Genomic DNA, 18,706 nt, shown 5'->3' on the forward strand with positions numbered 1-18,706 from the left:
ATCTGGCCGATGTTCGTTCACGAGCCTGATGGTCTTAGAAGGACGGCAGCAGAGCTTCTTGCCCGTTCGGCAAAGTCAGCCTGCAACTTGGACTGTGGATCGAGGCTAGCGAGGTAGTCTTCGATACCCGTCATTGCGCGCTCCCGAAAGCCCGGATCAGCCAGATTTGCATGATCTACCAAAGCCCGGATCACCGTTTTGAGCGCGAGCCGCTCCGCACCCTCGGCCGTGCCGTACTTGTCTGGCGGTTCGTTAAGAGGCATATGATGTTTCCTCGTCTTTTATCGCAACTCGGTGCTCAGTACTCGCCACGCTTCCGCCTGATCTCGCGCAGCATCTTGAGATTTTCACGGGCTTGCTGCGCATTGATAAGGGCTCTTTCCTGATTCATCAGTTGTTCCCGATCGCGATGGTACTGTTGCTGGTTCATACACCCGTTATAATGTCGCGAACCGTAGCACGCTCGGTTGTCTTCATAGTGTTGATCCTGAGCGGAAGTGCACCCGGCCAACGTTAGTGCGATAAGGCCACCTCCGCAGATCGTCATCATGGCTTTGAGTGTAGACTTCTGGAATGTCTTCATCATTTATTCTCCTGTTAATCAATCATCTGGTCGGTGCGATTTTCAGTCCCGTCCAATAGGCGGCAAATGAAAATATGTCGGCGTTCTGTGCGACGGCCTTGTCGATCGGCAGGCCGCTGCCGTGGCCAGCACGGGTTTCGATGCGCACCAGCCGCGGCTTGCGGCCAAGATTGGCCGCCTGCAGGGCCGCGATGTATTTGAAGGTGTGAGCGGGAACGACACGGTCGTCTGCGTCGGCCGTGGTTGCCAGGATCGCGGGATAGTCCTTGCCGTCCCTGATCGTGTGATAGGGCGAGTAGCTCAGGAGGTTGCGGAAGGACTTCTCATCGGCAGGGTTGCCGTATTCGCCTGTCCAGAGTGCGCCGCCTGTGAACTTGTCAAATCGCAGCATGTCCATGACCCCCACACCAGGAAGTGCGACGTCAAACAGATCAGGGCGCTGGTTCGTAACGGCGCCGACAAGCATGCCACCGGCGGATTCACCCTGAATGGCAAGTCCTTTCTGCGATGTGATCCCTGACTGCTTCAGAAATTCGGCGGCAGCGATGAAGTCGTCGAACGAGTTCTGCTTTTTGTCGAGCTGGGCGGCGCGATGCCAGGCCTGTCCATACTCGCCGCCGCCGCGAATGTTTGCGACCGCCAGCACGCCGCCCTGTTCCACCCAGGCAAGCCGCATGGGATCGTAGATGGGTGACTGGCTGAGGCCGAACCCGCCATAAGCGTAAAGCAAGGTCGGAGCAGGCTTGGTGACATCCTTGCGCCGGATGATGAACATCGGCACTTCGGTATTGTCCTTCGAACGATAAAAGCGTTGCTCAACACCGATCTGGTCAAGGTCGATCGGTACTTTCGGCTCCGCCCAGGGGGTCACCACCTCAGAGGCCATGTCGTAGTGATAGATAGCTATTGGCGCATCGTAGCTGGTGAAGACGAAGAAGGCTTGACCGGCATCGGCTTCCAGAAATCGGGCGCTTCCGACGCCCGGTAACGTCACAGTGCCGTCAGGCTTTCCGTCGAGCGTGAAGCGTCGCAGCTCCGACTTGACGTCGATCTGATAGTTCACCAGCAGTCTGTCGCCTGCAAGAACGGCGCTGTCCACGACCGCGCCATCGGCAGCCTCGGCTATGATCTCCTTTGGCTCTGCGTTCTTTTCGGCGAGATCAAGCGAGACAATGCGCACACGCCCGGCCCCTTGTGTCGTGGCGAGAAACAGGGTTTGGTCATCATTGCCGATGACGTACCACGCGGAATTCATGTCGGCGATGACCGTGCGCGGCTTCCAGTCCTCAGACGCAAGATCGATGACGGTCAAAGAACTTTCGTTCGTGCCGGGTGTAGACGAGATGGTGAGGTAGCGTCCTCCAGAAACCCTGTCTGCGCCGTGCAACAATTCAGGGCGATCAGGGGTGGCGTAGATAAGGCGATCCTCTGCTTGCTCTGTCCCCAGCCTATGAAAATAGACGGCGTGGTTGGCCACCACAGCGGCGGTTGCTCCGTTCTCCGGCTTTGGAACGCGCGAATAAAAGAAGCCCGATCCGTCAGGCGCCCAGGCAATGCGCGTGAAGCGCGCCCACTCAACAATGTCTTCAAATATATGCCCGCTATCGACGTTTAGCACTCTGATGGTCCGCCAATCGCTACCACCCTTCTGCGTGCCAAAGGCTAGCAGGCGTCCGTCGTCGGACGCGTTCCATCCGGCCACGGCATCCGCACCGTCCTTTGACCAATTATTGGGATCGATGAGCACGCGAGTGTCGCCAAAGACGCCTTCACGAACATAGAGGGATGGCTGGTTTTCATTTCCCTTGATGACGTTGAAGAAATAGCGATCTCCACGCTTTCTGGGGACGGTGTAGCGATCATAGTCAAGCAGTTCCGTCATCCGCTTGCGGAAATGGTCACGTCCGGGAAGCGCGTCGAGATAGGAGCGCGTAACGGCATTCTGTGCCTCAATCCAGGACCCAACCGTGGGGTCTTCTGACTTATTATTCTCCAGCCAGCGATAAGGGTCCACAATCGTTTGACCGAAGTGCTGCTCGCTGACGTCCACACGCTTTGTCTCCGGATAGATCGTGTCTGGCGTGTTTTCCATCGGTTGATCAGCAGAATTGCCGTCTAGACATGTAAGCAAAAGGGCAATGAACGCGGCGGGTGTTCGCATCGGTGACTCCAGTAAGCAGGGTTGAAAAATATCCTTGGTTGAGATTTCATAATGTCACTAAGTGTCATTATTGTGACTCGAAAATCTCGCCATGGGGAAAAGCGAAACCGTTCGCCGCTGTGGATGAGGCGCTGAATGTCGTCTATATCCTTGGTGAGAAAGCCCAGGAGCATGGATGAGCAGAACAATCCCGGAAGATGCGCATATCGAAGTGGCGAGATGCGCCGCCATTTTGTTCCTGCAAAAAGGCGTCGCCGACACGACTGGCGACGAGATTGCCGATGCGGCAGGTATCTCGAAGCGGACGCTTTGGCGCTATTTCCGTACGAAGGAAAGTTGCGTTGAGCCGCTGTTCGCGCTCGCGTCGCAACGCCTTGCGGCCAGACTTCGTGGCTGGCCAAACGATGTCTCGGTGGAACAGTTTCTGCAGACCACCTACGATATGAGCAAGATCGACGGTCAGGAGATCAAAGACACCAGGCTGCTCATCCACCTTATCGCTCATCTGGATGAAGAACCGGCTCTTCTCGGCCCGTGGCACATGGCGACGCGCAACACAGAGGAGACGATGGCTGAGGTAATTGCCGGCCGGCTCGATCTGTTGCCGAAGGATTTTGATGTGATGCTGTGTGCCGCCACGGTTGCCGCGGCGATGCGAATCGTTGACGAGACCGTCAGCCGCGGCGCAGTAAAATACGGACAGGTGCCGACTGTCGCGGAGACGAACGACAGATTGGCTCAGGCGATCCGAAGGGCAAGCACCCTGCTGTTTTGCGATCCCGTGACGCCGCGACCAAGATGAATATCGGAGCGTTTCGGCTAGCGCACCTCCCTTAGGCGTTCTCGTTCGCACATCAAGATCAACGCCATCTGCAATCTCCTTGAGAGGACCGCTTCACGTTTTGAAATAATCGGTCACCGAAAATGAGTTCTCTTTGGACGAGTATCCAGTCATGTGTTCTTTCAAATCGTGTGAGTCATTGCTTGCCGATACGCGAAGCAAAGAGTTGGCAGTATGGATAATCTGGTTGCATTGAATCGTCTTTCCGAAAACACGGTCTTCCGTAAGGGCGATGTTTTTGTCCTCTTCGGCGAACTGTTCGGTCGCGGATATGCCACTGGCTTGCTGGACGAAGCCAGACGCGCTGGAATGGAGATTGTGGGGATCACCGTTGGCCGACGCGACGAGAATAACGCCCTACGGCCGCTAAACGCCGAGGAACTGTCTTCGGCGGAGGCTCAGTTGGGCGGTAGGATCATCAACATACCGCTTATGGCGGGCTTCGATCTCGATGCGCCCGCAGGTGGCCCGACACCCACCGATCTTCTGGCCAAGATGACGCTTGAGAGCTGGGAACACGACAAGCTCGACTGGGACTATGTCGGGCAATGCCGAGACATTGCCACGGCGCGTTTCAAGGCGTCGCTGTCAAAGGTGATGACCGCTCTGGACGGAATGATCGCTGATGGCCGCAATGTTTTCTTCGCCCATACAATGGCTGGCGGCATTCCGAAGGCTAAGGCGTTTCTGGTCGTCGCCAACCGAATCTACAAGGGAACCGGGCCCCGCCACATGTCGTCGCAGACCTTGCTCGACAGTGACATGGGAAAGCTCATCTTGCAGAATTTTGACGACGTCTCTGCAAACACCTTTCGCCACCTCATCGACTTCAGCACACCGATCCGCGAGCGCATCGAAGCCTCGGGCGGACAAGTGCGATACACGGCCTATGGTTATCACGGATCGGCAGTCCTGATTGATGGGAGCTATCGCTGGCAGACCTATACCAACTACACCCAGGGATATGCGAAGATGCGGCTCGAAGGTATTGCCGAGGACGCCTGGGCGAAAGGGATCACGGCGACCGTCTATAATTGTCCTGAGATTCGGACGAATTCCTCCGATGTATTCACAGGCATCGAGTTGCCCCTCATACCGTTGCTGCTTGCGTTGAAGAAGGAAAACGGAGGCGAATGGGCCGACGAACAGTGGAAAGCCTGCGAGCAACTGCTGGTGGATGGCGCAACCATGAACGACGTTTTCCGGAAAATCACAGACATGCAGGCAAGCGAGGTCATGCGCCCGTTCTATGACTTTTCGGCATGGCCCATGGCAAACAGCCAAGCACAGGCCGATCTGACCATCGGCACATCAAACGAGATCACCCGGATGCATCGGGATGGCAAGACGATGATTAGTGATCTCCTGAGCAGTCTCGTCGTGACGGCAACAGGGCAGCTAATCTTCGGTGAGTCTTCTCAACCGGCAGGTCCGGTCCTTTGGCTCAACCACGATATCGTTGCGCGGCGACTTAACGCTTCCCACGCGCCTTCTAGATCTTCTGCGTCACTTGTCGGTCAGGGAATTGAATCCTCTCACCCCGAGATGGCGTGACGGCTTGCCCGGCGCGGCTTGGAAGACGGATTTTCACGCATCGAGAAAGTCAGCTACAACAACGCCCCTTAAATAGGTCAAAAGAACCCAGGCGGCCCTTACCGAAAACAAGACGTGGCTTACAGGAAGGCGACCGTCTCTCTTCTTGGATTGATAAAAGGCACACGTTCGGTCCGGTTCGAAGGGCTTGCGGTTCCGCCACCCCGAAGCGATCAGCTTACGAAATCACCCTTGCGCAAGCGGTCGGCTCGGCAAGCCGAGCGGCCGATCCTAGCGAAGGGATTTGCTTGAATGCCGCGATAGAGCCTTTCGCTAGGTGAAAGGGTGTAGATCTGACTCTCGCCATATGACGGGCTGATCGAAACCCCGGGGAGGAAACAGCGGTAACCTTTAAGCAAGTTGGAAAAAAGACGAGCGTTTACATCCCCGTCATGATTAATAGGCTGGCCGCATCTTTTGAGCAGCGTAATCGTTCTTGTTCAAAAAGCGGCTGGAGGAAGTCATGAATTCAGTTACGGCGACACCGGACAGTTGCGGCGCCGAGCCCATACACATACCCGGAGCAATCCAGGAACATGGTGCGCTTTTAGTGTTATCTGCGCGGGAGCTTACCGCGTTGCAGGCAAGCGACAATTTGCGGGATTACATCGACGCATCAATACCGATCGGAGTCGTCCCAAGCAGAGAGATATTGCCATTTATCGATGCATTGGCCGCTTGGCATTCCGGTGATGAGAGCGGTTTCAGATATGTCTGGGCCCAGAAAAAACTCCACGTTTCGGGACATCGTTCCGGAAACACCATTATCCTGGAGGTTGAAAGAACCGGCGAGCGCGATTCGGCTGACGCGCTGATGAGCGAGTTGATCGGTCTGGCACAATATCTCAACAGCGCCGCGTCACTGGAAGATGCGCTTTTACGGACGGCACAGCTGGTATCATCGATCACCGGTTATGATCGCACGCTTATATACGACTTCGGGCCAGACTGGAGCGGGCATGTCGTTGCGGAAGCCGGGAACGGGGCTTTGCCATCTTATCTCGGGCTTCGCTTTCCAGCGGCCGACATTCCGCCGCAGGCGCGGCAGCTCTACACTATCAACCGTTTGCGCATGATCCCCGATGTTGATTATAGGCCTGTTCCGGTCCTTCCGCAGGTGAATGCGGAAACGGGGGAAGTGCTCGATATGAGCTTTTCACAGCTTCGCAGCGTGTCCCCGGTTCATCTCGAATATATGCGTAATATGGGCACGGCCGCTTCCATGTCGGTATCGATCATCATCAATGGCGCCCTGTGGGGTCTGATTGCCTGCCATCATGCCACACCGCATTCAGTGTCACTTGCTGTGCGTGAAGCCTGTGATTTTGCAGCGCAATTGCTGTCGATGCGGATAGCCATGGAGCAGAGCTCGAAGGATGCGTCCCGCCGCGTGGAACTCAGCCATATTCAGGCGCGTCTGCTGAAGCGAATGACAGCCGCCGAAAAATGGGTTGATGGCCTTATTGAAGGCGACGAGCAAAAAGAAGATCTGCTGGAGCAGGTGGGGGCGGATGGTGCTGCGCTCGTTCTTGGCAACGACCACGAGTTGGTCGGCAAAACGCCGTCACGCCAGCAGGTTGAAGAGTTGGTCGTCTGGCTCAACGCGCAGGAGATCACTGATATCTTTGCGAGCGAGAACCTGTCGGGCGACTATGCTGCCGCGGCGAACTATGCCGCCGTCGCAAGTGGTATTATCGCGATGCGCGTCTCGGAATTGCACGACAGCTGGCTTATATGGTTTCGACCGGAAGTCATGAAAACGGTCCGCTGGGGGGGAGATCCCCATAAGAAGGTGCAGGAAAGCGGGCGTATTCATCCACGCAGATCTTTCGAAACCTGGAAGGAGCAGGTGCGCAACACATCATCTCCCTGGTCAGAACCAGAGATTTCGGCAGCAAGGGAGCTTCGAAGCGGGATTATTGGCATTGTCCTGCGCAAAGCTGAAGAAATGGCTGATTTGACGAGGGAATTGCAGAAAACAAATAAGGAACTGGAGGCTTTTTCCTATTCCGTTTCACACGACCTGCGCGCGCCTTTCCGCCATATCGTCGGTTTTGCGCAGTTACTGCGAGAGCGCAGCGACGCCCTGGACGACAAATCACGGCACTATCTGCAAATGATCTCCGAGGCGGCTTTAAGCGCCGGTAGGCTTGTGGACGATCTTTTGAACTTCTCGCAGCTAGGCCGCACGCAAATCTCCTTGAAACCGGTGGACATGGAAAAGGTGGTCAGCGAGGTTCGCCGCTCACTTGCCCCATCCATGGCTGAGCGCCAGATAGAGTGGCATATCGGCGCCTTGCCCGTGGCGCTTGGGGATCCGACCCTGCTGCGGCAGGTTTGGTACAATCTCATCGACAACGCGCTTAAATACTCCCGCCATGAACCGGTCGCAATTATCACCATTGCTGCCGTTGAAACTGAAGACAGCGTCACTTATTCGGTTGAAGATAATGGCGTTGGCTTCGACATGGCTTATTACAACAAACTTTTCGGCGTGTTCCAAAGGCTGCAACGCGTCGAGGATTTCGAGGGAACAGGTATCGGTCTTGCCTTGGTAAGACGAATCGTCGAACGCCATCACGGTTCGGTCAGCGCCCAGGGAACCGTAGGCGAGGGAGCCTCGTTCTCCTTCACATTGCCGGTTACGAAAATTGAAGAGGAAGAAATTGCCTGAACTGAGACCTATTTTATTAGTGGAAGATAATCCGCGCGATCTGGAGTTAACGCTTACCGCTTTGGAAAAGTGCCAACTGGCGAACGAGGTTGTCGTGGCACGGGATGGCGCTGAGGCGCTTGATTATCTCAATTTTACGGGCGCCTATCATAATCGCCCGACAGGTGACCCGGCAGTTGTTCTCCTCGACCTCAAGCTTCCAAAAGTGGACGGGCTTGAGGTGCTGCAGATTGTGAAGGGCAGCGACCATCTGCGACACATTCCTGTGGTCATGCTGACCTCATCCCGCGAAGAGCAGGATCTGGTAAAAAGCTATGAACTTGGCGTCAACGCCTTCGTTGTCAAGCCGGTCGAGTTCAATAAGTTCTTCAAGGCCATTGAAGATCTTGGCGTTTTCTGGGCACTTTTGAACGAGCCGCCACCCGGCGCGCGTCGCAATGGCGGGTGAGGCAATGCTGCAAATGGAAGCAAGCAGGCTGCTCCTCCTGGAGGACAGCTCTGTCGATGCGGAGCTGATCGAAGAACAGCTCTCGCGCATTTCGCCGAAACCCATAATTACCAGGGCGGTAGGCAAGGCCTCGTTCATCGCGGCATTGGAAGAACAGCAATTCGATCTCATCCTTGCGGACTTCTCTCTGCCGGATTTCGACGGAATGTCGGCGCTCGACGTGACGATGCAAACGTCTCCCGACACGCCGTTCATTTTCGTGTCTGGCGTCTTGGGTGAAGACGCCGCAATCGACGCATTCAGGCGTGGTGCGACCGACTACGTCCTCAAACAGCGATTGGTGAGATTGCCCTCCGCCGTCGAGCGGGCTCTGGCGGAAGCCCGTGAGAAGCAGGAGCGGAAGCGGGCGGAAATGCATAAGGAATTGCTCGTCCGCGAGCTTAGTCATCGTGTCAAAAACACCATGGCGATGGTCATTTCTATAATTCGCAGAACCGCAAAAGGCAGCACGTCCATCGAGGATTATCAGGAGAGGCTGGTGGCCCGCGTGAGTGCGCTTGCAGAAAGCCATGCCCTGCTTTTCCAAAGCAATTGGGGTGAGACCGATCTCAGGGATGTGGTAACGCGGGCAATTGCGCCACATAACGCCTTTGCGAGCCGCGTAGAACTCGAAGGCCCGAACGGCGTGCGGTTATCGCCGAAATCTGCCCTGGCGCTTGGGATGATCTTACACGAGCTGGTGACGAACGCGCAGAAATACGGTTCCTTGTCCGGGGTAGAGGGGAAGGTGGAGGTTTCGTGGAAAAAGCTGCCAGGCGGTGATGGACAGGAACGCGTCGATCTACAATGGCGAGAAAGCGGCGGCCCTCTGGTTTTCGTTCCGCGTGAAACCGGTTTTGGCACGACGTTGATAACAAAGGGCGCACAGTACGAATTGCAGGGAGAAAGTAACATCTGCTACGATCGCGCAGGCCTTCAATATAAGGTGGTTTTTCCGCTGGATTAAGTCACCAGACGCGGTGTTCAGGCTTGAAGTCGAGATTTCACGCGCGCTTAGACTGTCAACGACAATTCATTGGCGAGAACGTCCGAGAGATTGTCAAAATCGCAGGGTTTGGAGACGATCGTCAATCCATCCAGCTGCGCCCGAATGCCAGGAATTTCCGCATATCCGCTGCAGATAATGAAGGGGATGTTCGCCGCCCTGAGCTCCTCAATGACGGGAAAAGACAACTCGCCGCGCAAATTGAGGTCGATGACCGCGCCGTCGAGATCGGTGGTGTTTATTTTTTCCAGCGCAGCACCGATGTGCGACACCGGCCCCACAACGTTAACACCAAGGTCAGATAGGAAATCTTCCATATCCATTGCGAGAAGCGCGTCGTCTTCCAACACGAGTATCTGTTTTCCCTGAAAATCGTAGCTCATCTTTATCGCAGTCTCGTATAAGGCCGTACCGTGCATCTCAATCAACACTGCAAAACTCATAAGTCGCAAACTGGTTCCGCCGGCGCAGAAAAAGAAAACTGTCGCTTCACGCGTTGTCATACTCTAGTTTGCACAATTAATTAGCGCCTACCGGGAATGTGTTGCTGTGATTGGTTTTTCACCGTTTGCCCAGCGAAGCCTTTTGATGCTTGCTGTTGGTGTAGCGATTTTGATTGGCATGGTGTCCGTGTCGTTGTGGCTAGTACAGGTGAACAACCGGTACTCACAGGAAACAGCGGAACTCCGCCGGGTCCGCGCCGCGGTGTTGGATGTGCTGACGACGATGCAGGACATAGAGACCGGCCAGAGGGGATATCTGCTTACCAACAATGCCGACTACCTCGGTCCATACGAGGAAGCGCTGCAGGGTTTGTCGCAGAGACAGTCCCGCCTTCTGGATCTCCTGAAGGATAGGGAGCAATATAGGCAGCCGCTTTCCGACCTCGGGCGGGCAATTGACGCGAAGCTTGCCGAAACCCGTGAAACGATCGATTTGCAGCGCACCGGCCGTATCACGGAGGCAGCCGAGATTGTCCGCAACAACGACGGCAAGCGCTACATGAACGAGATAAGGAGCGTTCTGTCCGATCTGCAATCGGATACAGACAATCGCCTGCGCATTATCGTCGCGGATCAACTTGGAGCCGCCAATACGCTACGCTGGGTAACGATCGGCGGCGCACTGGCGATCCTCGTGGTGGTCGGCGGTTCTATCCTGCTCGTTTTCACCTATATCAGGGCCCTCACCAGGTCGCGCGAAGACGTGGATGAGCTGAACCGTCATCTTGAAGAACGTGTTGAGGAAAGAACGCGAGATCTCCGTCGCGCCAATCAGGAAATCCAGCGCTTTGCCTATATTGTCACACATGACCTTCGTGCGCCGCTCGTCAATATCATGGGCTTCCTCTCGGAATTTGACACTTCGCTGAAGCCGGTCACGAGTTATGTTCTTGCGGATGGCAAGACGTTGCCGGAGGACGTTGTCCGCGACGCGCGCCTGGCGGTTGAGGAGGATATTCCCGAAGCCATCGGCTTCATCCGTTCTTCTACGCGCAAGATGGATCAGTTGATCAATGCAATCCTGAAAATATCGCGCGACGGCCAGCGGAAACTCCAGCCGGAAAAGGTTGACATAGAGACATTGCTGTCTTCGCTGTCTGAGACGGTCCGCCACCAGATCAATGCCAATGGCGGCGAGATCGAGGTCGATACGCCGAAATTGACGATCGTGACGGATCGTATTTCGCTCGATCAGATCCTTGGGAATCTCTTCGACAATGCGGTGAAATATCAGATGCCCGGTCGTCCGCTGCGGTTGACGGCGCGGGCCTACCCGGCCGGGCGTGGTGCAATTTGCATCGAGGTCGGTGACAATGGCCGCGGTATCGGCGAGCAGGATCTCGAGCGGGTTTTCGAACTCTTTCGCCGTGCAGGCAATCAGGACCAGCCGGGAGAGGGCATTGGTCTGGCGCATGTTCGTTCGCTAATCAGAAATTTAGGAGGTGACATTAAAGTCGAGTCTAAACTTGGTGAAGGCAGCACATTTATCCTGCTGTTACCGAGTGACCTCAGACGTGTGACAAAGGAAAGTGAAAGATGAAAGCCACCGGTCAGGAAGTAACGATTGTGATGATCGAGGACGACGAAGGCCACGCCCGGCTGATCGAGAAAAATGTCCGGCGTGCCGGCGTAAATAACGAGATCGTACCGTTCACCCTGGGCGCCAAGGCGCTCGACTATATATTGGGCGAAAGTCGGGATGGGCTTGTCAGCAAAGACCGTTATCTTCTTATCCTGCTTGATCTCAATCTGCCCGATATGTCAGGCATCACCATTCTCGAGAAGATCAAAAGCAATGAATATACGCGCCGCTTACCTGTGGTGGTTCTGACGACAACAGATGATGAGACAGAGATTCAGAAATGCTATGATCTCGGCGCAAACGTTTATATAACCAAGCCGGTGGATTATGAGGGCTTCGCGACTGCCATCAAAAATCTCGGCCTGTTCTTTTCCGTAATTCAGATACCTTGAAGGCATGATGGCTCTGCGCGTTTTGTATGTCGATGACGACCCGGCTCTGGCGCGGCTTTCAAGCCGCGTTCTGGGTCGCCACGGGATGGAGGTGGTTCACGCCAACTCCGTCGCCTCGGGCCTTGAACTTTTTCAAAACGGGCAGTTTGATGTGGTCGTTCTCGACCATTATTTCCAAACAGCGACGGGGATGGAATTTCTCGCCGCGATCCAGACGATACCGGCAAGGGCTCCGGTTCTCTACGTGACCGGGTCGAATGAGGCGCAGATCGCCATCGATGCGCTCAAGGCCGGCGCTGCGGATTATGTCATCAAGAATGTCGGAGATGATTTTTTCCCGCTTTTGCTGACCGCAATCGAGCAGGCATTGGAAAACCATCGCCTGCGCCAGACGAAAGAAGAAGCAGACCGTTTGCTGGTGAAAGCCAAGGAGCACGCGGAAATGATGGTGAAGGAAATGAACCATCGTGTGGCAAACAGCCTCTCGCTGGTGTCGGCCATGATCCGTCTGCAAATAAACACCGTGAAATCGCAAGAAGCACACACCGCGCTGCTGGAGACGCAAAGCAGGATCTCTGCCATCGCGGGGGTTCACCGTAGCCTCTATAACACCGCCAATGTGGGCCTCGTATCCCTCAATTCCTATCTGACCTCCATCATAGGTGACCTGTTCCAAGCGGTGCCTGGTGCGTCCTCCATCACGGTGGAGACGTCGCTTTGCGAGGTCGATCTCCAGGCGGATCATGCCGTTGCACTTGGTGTCATCATCACCGAGCTGCTCACCAATGCCGTGAAATATGCCTATCCCGATCAAACCGGGAAAGTGCGTGTCAACCTATCCGCACAAAACGGGCAGTACGTTCTCATTGTCGAGGATGATGGCGTCGGCGTGAAACAGGAAGCCACGCCGCGTGGCACCGGGCTTGGCACGAAGCTGATCATGGCGATGGCGCAAAACATAGGTGCTCGGGTCGAGCAGACTCATACCCATCCCGAACTCGAAAAAGGCACCCGTTTCGCGTTGGTGTGGAATGAGAAATAGCGGGTCTGCAGCTTGCCATGTCGGTTTTTTGCCGTTCGCCTTCCATGGTTCTTTTGCCAAGCGGACGCGGTAGTTTCCCGACCTCTGCAATGTGGTATTCAAAAGCCGGTCGGAAATCTTCTTTCTCATCGGTGGCAGTACCCGCATCAATGGCTAAGGAAGCGCCAGCCGGGGAGAGAAACGACATCTACCCGGCCTCGATCAGATTACTTCCTTCCAATGACCTTTCCGTCCGGAAGCCCAGCCTCAAGAGGCCGCTCCTCACCTCTGCCGCGTTCATGAACAAATCCCAGACGAGGCCGCTGCGATGATTTTCCATCATCGCAACAACCGGTCCCTGATTGATGGCCAGATGCGTCTTTGAAACCCACCCGGTCGCCGGCTGGAAGGCGTCCATTAGACCGAAACGGCCCATCAGCGTGCCATCATGCCATTTCAGAAAGCGGATGGCCGCTTGTTTCGATCGAACTGGGAGGAACGGCATGCTGGAGAGCGCAGCCGTTGGCGCAATGATCCCATGATCATCTGTCGGGGAATTGACGACATAACCCTTAGGCCCGTCACAGGCCGAAAGACCCCACCCGTCTTCCGGTGCGTAGCGGGTGCTGCAATAGCGGTAGTTGATCAGGCTATGCGCATGGACCTGCTCGAAATAATCGCTGCAATAGGCATCGCTCAGGCTGCGCGGATCCAGAGTGCAGAACGAATATTGCGACAGGAAAAGCGGGCCGCCATAGGGCTCGCCGAGAGGGAGCCTGACACCAAGATAGCTGGCACCGTTCCTGATTTTGCCGTTGCGCGCCCAGCCGGAGTGGTAGGATTCCGTCTCTATCGCATGTGTGGCCGATCCCGCCGCAAGCACATAGCAGACCAGAGCCTCGTTCCAACCCACGATCGGCAGATTCTTCGCCCAGCCGAACCGGGGACTCCAATGCCAGAAAAGGGGGCCGGGCTTTCCCTGGGTAAACCAGTCCCACTCCACCGCCTCCACGATGTCGGTCACGGACCGACGCAGATCGACTTCGCCTGATGTCTTTTCACCAAAGAACTCGCGGGCGCAGATAAGCGCCTGAACCAGAAGGGCAGTTTCGACGAGATCGCCACCGTCGTCAAACTTCGCAAATGGAATTGTCTTGCCGCCGGATGTGCGGACAAAATGCGGAAAGGCGCCGTGAAATCGCCTCACCGCACCCAGAGATCGCAACATAAGGTTTGCTCGATCGACTGCCGCCTGCCTTGTGATCCAGGAGCGGTAAACGCCGACGATGAGTGCTAGAAATCCGAAACCAACCCCCGATATAGACGTGATTTCGTGGATTGGCTGCCCGTCCGATCCCATGCGGTCCCTGGGAAGTCCGCTCTCGGGATGGCTACCTGACCAGAAATAATCGAAGGTACTGTGATGCAAGCCGTCAAGTTCAGTAGAAAATTCGTCCGTCAATTCCAACCTCGGATGATCCGCAGCAAAACCAGAAGAAGACCCGAAAATCCAGCTTATCCGACTCGGCCATTCGTTTCAGATACACACGGGGAAGTGGCCGAAATCGGGCTTCTCGGAGAAATCCGGAATGGCTTCTGCCTGGTGTTTCGGGAACATCGTCGGATAAGCTTGGTTGAAGTCTGCGACCACATCCGATCATATAAGATAGTTAGAGATCGAAGCATCCATGATCCTGTCAGTTTCCGACCTCAGAAAGACCTATCAAACGGCCGAAGGCACGATACCTGTTCTCAATGGCATCGATCTTTCCGTAGACGCTGGAGAGAGCCTTGCACTGACAGGTGAATCCGGCAGCGGAAAGAGCACGCTCCTGCATCTTGTTGGCGGCCTCGATCTTCCTGACAGCGGCACTATCATGGTGAATGGCCGCAGGATTACCGACCTCAACGACAGGGACAGGGCGATATTTCGCCGGCATGAAGTCGGTCTGGTTTTCCAGCAATTCAATTTGATACCGAGCCTTGATGTCGGCTCCAATGTCTCCTTCCACGCAAAACTCACGGGCCGTTTTGATGAGACATGGGAAAAGACGCTCACCGACGCGCTTGGCATTGCTGCGCTTCTCGGCCGTTATCCCGAGCAGCTGTCGGGCGGTCAACAACAGCGGGTCGCGATCGCGCGGACCCTTGCGGCACGACCACCGCTGATCCTGGCCGACGAGCCGACCGGCAATCTCGACGAGGCGACTGCTGATACCGTCGTCGACATCATGCTGCGGTTGACAAAATCGGCTAATATCGCACTTCTTCTCGTCACCCACTCCAGCCGCCTTGCCGCAAAACTTGATCGGCGCATTGTGCTTAGCGCCGGGAAGGCTTCGCAATGAACCCGACCGCCTTTAAGGCACTGCTTTCGCACTGGCGCCACAGGCCGCTGCAATTCTTGACGCTTGTCATGGGCGTGGCGCTCGCCACAGCCCTTTGGTCGGCCGTACAGGCTATCAATGCCGAGGCGCGTGCAAGCTACGACAAGGCCGCCTCGATGCTGTCTCAAAACCAGCTGGATCAGCTGGTGGCCAAAGAGGGCGGCACGATACCCATCGATATTTATGCAAAGCTTCGCCGGGCCGGCTTTGATGTCTCTCCGGTCATTGAAGGCCAATACCGGTTCGGAACCACGCGTATCAGACTTGTCGGGATTGACCCCTTGACGATGCCATCAGACCGAGCGCTCCTTCCCCCCTCGGACCGATCCGGACTGATCGACTTCATGACGGCGCCGGGTGTTATGATCGTATCGCCGGCGACAGCGGGCGCCTTAAAAGAGACAGCAGGTCTTTCCGTCAGAACGACCGCCAATGTTCCCGACGGGGCAGCGTTTGTCGACATCGCAACCGCCGACCGCATTCTCGAACGCCACGGCAAACTCAGTCGGATTATCATTTCCCCGTCACACGGCCGGAATGTTAGGGATATCGCGAACATCGCACCCGAACTGACGATAAGAGAGGCGGGCGGCCGGCCGGATGTTGCGCGGCTCACCGACAGTTTTCATCTCAACCTCACGGCATTCGGCTTCCTTGCTTTTGTCGTGGGCCTGTTTATCGCCTATTCCGCGACCGGTTTGTCCTTCGAGCAGAGGCGGGGAACGTTCAGAACCCTGAGGTCGCTTGGCGTCTCGCTTAGCGCGCTCACGATGATGCTCTTTATCGAAGTAACGCTTTTTGCGCTTTTGTCCGGCGGCCTCGGCGTCGTTCTGGGTTATGTCATTGCTTCTGCGCTCTTGCCGGGCGTGGCCGCGACGCTCGGCGGGCTTTACGGGGCGAGCGTTGCGGGCTCGCTTTCCATCAGGCCCGAATGGTGGCTGGCGGGCCTGGGCATGGCTTTGGCCGGCACGTGGGTTTCTTCGCTACAGCATCTCTGGCGCGTCTGGCGAATGCCGATATTGTCATCGGCGCACAGCAGGGCCTGGACCAGAGCATCGGCAAAAGGTCTGGTGCTGCAGGCAGCAATTGGAACATTCCTGATAGGGCTGTCCGTGCTTTTCATCTGGACCGGTGGCGGGCTCCTCGCCGGATTTGCGGTGTTGGCCACACTCCTGCTTGGTGCGGCATTTAGCCTTCCGCCTTTCCTCGCCTTTGTATTGAGAGCGGGCGAGCAGGCATCCGGGCACATACTTGCGCGATGGTTCTTTGCCGATACGCGCCAGCAATTGCCGGGACTTTCCCTGGCATTGATGGCATTATTGCTTGCACTATCGGCCAATATAGGGGTCGGCACCATGGTCTCGAGCTTTCGACAGACCTTTCTTGGTTGGCTGGACCAGCGGCTTGCGGCAGAGGTATATGTAACAGCACGAAACGAAACCGAAGCCGCACGACTACGCCAATGGTTTCCGGATCATACAAGAGCAGTCCTTCCGATTTGGAGCACGCGGGGCGAAATCTTAGGTCAACAGGTCCAGATTTTTGGTGTCGCGGATGACCCTACCTACAGAGACCATTGGCCTTTGATTGAGGGCAGGCCGTCAACCTGGGACGACATCGCAAGCGGGCAGGGCGCGCTCGTCAACGAGCAATTCTGGCGATCCGGAAAAGCGTCGCTTGGGCAAAAAATCAACTTACCGGGGGGCTGGAGCGCGACCGTCGTCGGCGTATTTTCAGATTATGGCAATCCGACGGGCCAGGTCATCATCGGTATCAACGCACTAGTTCAGCATTATCCGGACGTTGAAAAGCTGCGTTACGGCCTTCGCATTGCGCCAGAGGATATTGCGGATTTCCGTCAGCGACTGATCGACGACTTCGGGCTGCCGGAGACCAATATTGTTGATCAGGCCTCACTCAAGCGGCAATCAACAGCCATCTTCGAACAGACCTTTGCGGTGACCGGCGCGCTGAATGTACTCACGCTTGCCGTGGCGGGCTTTGCGATGTTTTCAAGCCTTTTGACGCTCGCCTCTTTGCGGTTGCCGCAACTGGCTCCGGTCTGGGCGCTTGGACTTCGCCGTCGTGATCTGGCATGGCTGGAGTTTGTCCGCGCGCTGGCTTTATGGCTCCTTACCTTCGTTGCCGCCATCCCTGTGGGGCTTGCATTGGCGTGGGTCCTTTTGGCAATTATCAATGTCGAAGCATTCGGGTGGCGTCTACCGATGATCCTGTTTCCCTTGGAATGGCTGAAACTCGGCCTTGTGGCGCTTATTGCCGCGATCATATCGGTTTTTATCCCGGTTCGGCGATTGGCGACAACGGCCCCGGCCGATCTTTTAAGGGTATTTGCCAATGAACGCTAAGCGCTTCGTCCCATTTCTTTACGCGTGTTTTGTTCTCATTCCGGCAGCAGCCCTTGGCCAGGGTTTTGCAGGCCTCGGGTCGAATGCAGAGGGCTTCAGCGTCCCACGCCGAGGCGTGCCGCTGGTTTTTCCGCAAGACCATGGACCACATTCAGATTTCAGGATCGAGTGGTGGTACGTCACCGCAAATCTGCAAACGGCAGATGGCGAACGGCTGGGTGCACAATGGACGCTTTTTCGGTCGGCGCTTCAACCCGGTGCGCGTGCCGGATGGGCCGATCCGCAGATATGGCTGGGCCATGCCGCGGTGACAACCGCTGGCCGTCACTATGTTGCCGAAAGACTGGCGCGCGGCGGCGTTGGGCAGGCCGGCATTAAGGCCGCGCCTTTCGAGGCGTGGATCGACAATTGGCAGATGAGGACGGAAACGACCGGCCTGGCCGATCCTCTCGACAAAATTGATTTGAACGCCAGCGGTCAGGGTTTTCAATACCAGTTGAGGCTTCAGGCGAACGGACCCTTGGCTCTTCAGGGAGACAGAGGTTTCTCCGTTAAATCGGCAGCCGGACAAGCAAGCTATTATTATTCCCAGCCATTCTACGAGGTCAGCGGTAGCGTCAACCTTGATGGCCACACCCAGCAGGTGAAAGGGAAAGCATGGCTCGATCGTGAATGGTCGTCGCAACCACTGGCCTCCAATCAGACAGGATGGGACTGGTTCTCCCTTCATCTCGCCTCTGGCGAAAAGGTGATGGCGTTCCGCTTGCGGGACGACAAGCAAGGATATTCTTCTGCCAACTGGCTTGCGGCCGACGGAAAAACAGTGCCTATCGATCCGGCAGATGTGCAGCTTACGCCATTGCGAATCGCAACTGTCAACGGCAGGCCTGTCCCGGTGGAGTGGAGCCTGAAGATCCCAAGTCGTGGCCTGGACATCAAAACATCAGCGCTTAACGACCAAGCCTGGATGTCGACCTCAACTCCCTATTGGGAGGGGCCGATCGAGTTCACGGGGAGCGTTTCAGGGCAGGGTTACTTGGAAATGACCGGATACTGAAATCCGCTTTTCAGAGTTGGCCCAGCAAATACATGGTGGACGTCAAACCAGCA

At 56.0% G+C, this 18,706-nt stretch carries 16 protein-coding genes; 11 read left to right on the forward strand and 5 right to left on the reverse strand.

Features of this window, described 5'->3' with window-relative positions:
* Positions 1-17: 17 nt before the first annotated feature.
* The 3 genes from ACFVTJ_RS23660 to ACFVTJ_RS23670 are packed head-to-tail and all read right to left on the reverse strand — an operon-like array spanning position 18 to position 2,675.
* The gene (locus tag ACFVTJ_RS23660) at positions 18-263 is read right to left on the reverse strand and encodes a hypothetical protein (RefSeq protein ID WP_386911001.1); all 246 of its coding nucleotides are present in this window, start codon (positions 261-263) and stop codon (positions 18-20) included.
* 35 nt (positions 264-298) lie between these two features.
* Positions 299-586, reverse strand: a complete 288-nt coding sequence (locus ACFVTJ_RS23665; protein WP_386911002.1) for a hypothetical protein — start codon at positions 584-586, stop codon at positions 299-301.
* A gap of 19 nt (positions 587-605) precedes the next feature.
* Positions 606-2,675: a prolyl oligopeptidase family protein gene (locus ACFVTJ_RS23670; protein WP_386911003.1), complete on the reverse strand. Its 2,070-nt coding sequence runs from the start codon at positions 2,673-2,675 to the stop codon at positions 606-608.
* 244 nt (positions 2,676-2,919) lie between these two features.
* On the opposite strand from ACFVTJ_RS23670, the gene ACFVTJ_RS23675 reads away from it, so the two are divergent.
* The 5 genes from ACFVTJ_RS23675 to ACFVTJ_RS23695 all read left to right on the forward strand — a co-directional run bounded on the left by ACFVTJ_RS23675 (position 2,920) and on the right by ACFVTJ_RS23695 (position 9,306).
* A complete protein-coding gene (locus ACFVTJ_RS23675; RefSeq protein ID WP_386911004.1) occupies positions 2,920-3,546 on the forward strand; it encodes a TetR/AcrR family transcriptional regulator in 627 nt (208 codons plus the stop codon).
* A 213-nt stretch (positions 3,547-3,759) separates the two neighbouring features.
* The gene (locus ACFVTJ_RS23680) at positions 3,760-5,139 is read left to right on the forward strand and encodes an enoyl-acyl carrier protein reductase FabMG (RefSeq protein WP_386911005.1); all 1,380 of its coding nucleotides are present in this window, start codon (positions 3,760-3,762) and stop codon (positions 5,137-5,139) included.
* A 502-nt stretch (positions 5,140-5,641) separates the two neighbouring features.
* The gene (locus ACFVTJ_RS23685) at positions 5,642-7,852 is read left to right on the forward strand and encodes an ATP-binding protein (RefSeq protein ID WP_386911006.1); all 2,211 of its coding nucleotides are present in this window, start codon (positions 5,642-5,644) and stop codon (positions 7,850-7,852) included.
* Positions 7,845-8,300, forward strand: a complete 456-nt coding sequence (locus tag ACFVTJ_RS23690; protein WP_386911007.1) for a response regulator — start codon at positions 7,845-7,847, stop codon at positions 8,298-8,300. The genes ACFVTJ_RS23685 and ACFVTJ_RS23690 overlap by 8 nt, the downstream gene beginning before the upstream one ends.
* Positions 8,301-8,304: 4 nt before the next feature.
* Positions 8,305-9,306 (forward strand): sensor histidine kinase, encoded by a 1,002-nt coding sequence (locus tag ACFVTJ_RS23695; RefSeq protein ID WP_386911008.1) that lies wholly within the window; start codon positions 8,305-8,307, stop codon positions 9,304-9,306.
* Between the two features lie 47 nt (positions 9,307-9,353).
* Here the strand turns inward: ACFVTJ_RS23695 and ACFVTJ_RS23700 are convergent, their stop codons facing one another.
* The gene (locus ACFVTJ_RS23700; protein ID WP_386911009.1) at positions 9,354-9,848 is read right to left on the reverse strand and encodes a response regulator; all 495 of its coding nucleotides are present in this window, start codon (positions 9,846-9,848) and stop codon (positions 9,354-9,356) included.
* Positions 9,849-9,933: 85 nt separating this feature from the next.
* Here ACFVTJ_RS23700 and ACFVTJ_RS23705 point away from each other — a divergent pair, with 85 nt between their 5' ends.
* The 3 genes from ACFVTJ_RS23705 to ACFVTJ_RS23715 are packed head-to-tail and all read left to right on the forward strand — an operon-like array spanning position 9,934 to position 12,864.
* Positions 9,934-11,388, forward strand: a complete 1,455-nt coding sequence (locus tag ACFVTJ_RS23705) for a CHASE3 domain-containing protein (protein WP_386911010.1) — start codon at positions 9,934-9,936, stop codon at positions 11,386-11,388.
* On the forward strand, positions 11,385-11,822 hold the full coding sequence (locus ACFVTJ_RS23710; protein ID WP_386911011.1) for a response regulator: 438 nt from the start codon (positions 11,385-11,387) through the stop codon (positions 11,820-11,822). The genes ACFVTJ_RS23705 and ACFVTJ_RS23710 overlap by 4 nt, the downstream gene beginning before the upstream one ends.
* 4 nt (positions 11,823-11,826) lie before the next feature.
* Positions 11,827-12,864, forward strand: a complete 1,038-nt coding sequence (locus tag ACFVTJ_RS23715; RefSeq protein ID WP_386911012.1) for a sensor histidine kinase — start codon at positions 11,827-11,829, stop codon at positions 12,862-12,864.
* A 187-nt stretch (positions 12,865-13,051) separates the two neighbouring features.
* Here the strand turns inward: ACFVTJ_RS23715 and ACFVTJ_RS23720 are convergent, their stop codons facing one another.
* Complete coding sequence (locus ACFVTJ_RS23720) at positions 13,052-14,203, reverse strand: glucoamylase family protein (protein ID WP_386911034.1); 1,152 nt, start codon at positions 14,201-14,203, stop codon at positions 13,052-13,054.
* Positions 14,204-14,531: 328 nt separating this feature from the next.
* On the opposite strand from ACFVTJ_RS23720, the gene ACFVTJ_RS23725 reads away from it, so the two are divergent.
* The 3 genes from ACFVTJ_RS23725 to ACFVTJ_RS23735 are packed head-to-tail and all read left to right on the forward strand — an operon-like array spanning position 14,532 to position 18,653.
* The gene (locus ACFVTJ_RS23725) at positions 14,532-15,191 is read left to right on the forward strand and encodes an ABC transporter ATP-binding protein (protein WP_386911013.1); all 660 of its coding nucleotides are present in this window, start codon (positions 14,532-14,534) and stop codon (positions 15,189-15,191) included.
* Entirely contained in the window at positions 15,188-17,596 is a 2,409-nt protein-coding gene (locus ACFVTJ_RS23730; protein ID WP_386911014.1) for an FtsX-like permease family protein, read from the forward strand. The genes ACFVTJ_RS23725 and ACFVTJ_RS23730 overlap by 4 nt, the downstream gene beginning before the upstream one ends.
* Entirely contained in the window at positions 17,586-18,653 is a 1,068-nt protein-coding gene (locus ACFVTJ_RS23735) for a lipocalin-like domain-containing protein (RefSeq protein ID WP_386911015.1), read from the forward strand. The genes ACFVTJ_RS23730 and ACFVTJ_RS23735 overlap by 11 nt, the downstream gene beginning before the upstream one ends.
* Positions 18,654-18,706 lie beyond the last annotated feature (53 nt).

The sequence above is a fragment of the Agrobacterium sp. NPDC058088 genome (assembly GCF_042885035.1).
GTDB lineage: Bacteria > Pseudomonadota > Alphaproteobacteria > Rhizobiales > Rhizobiaceae > Agrobacterium.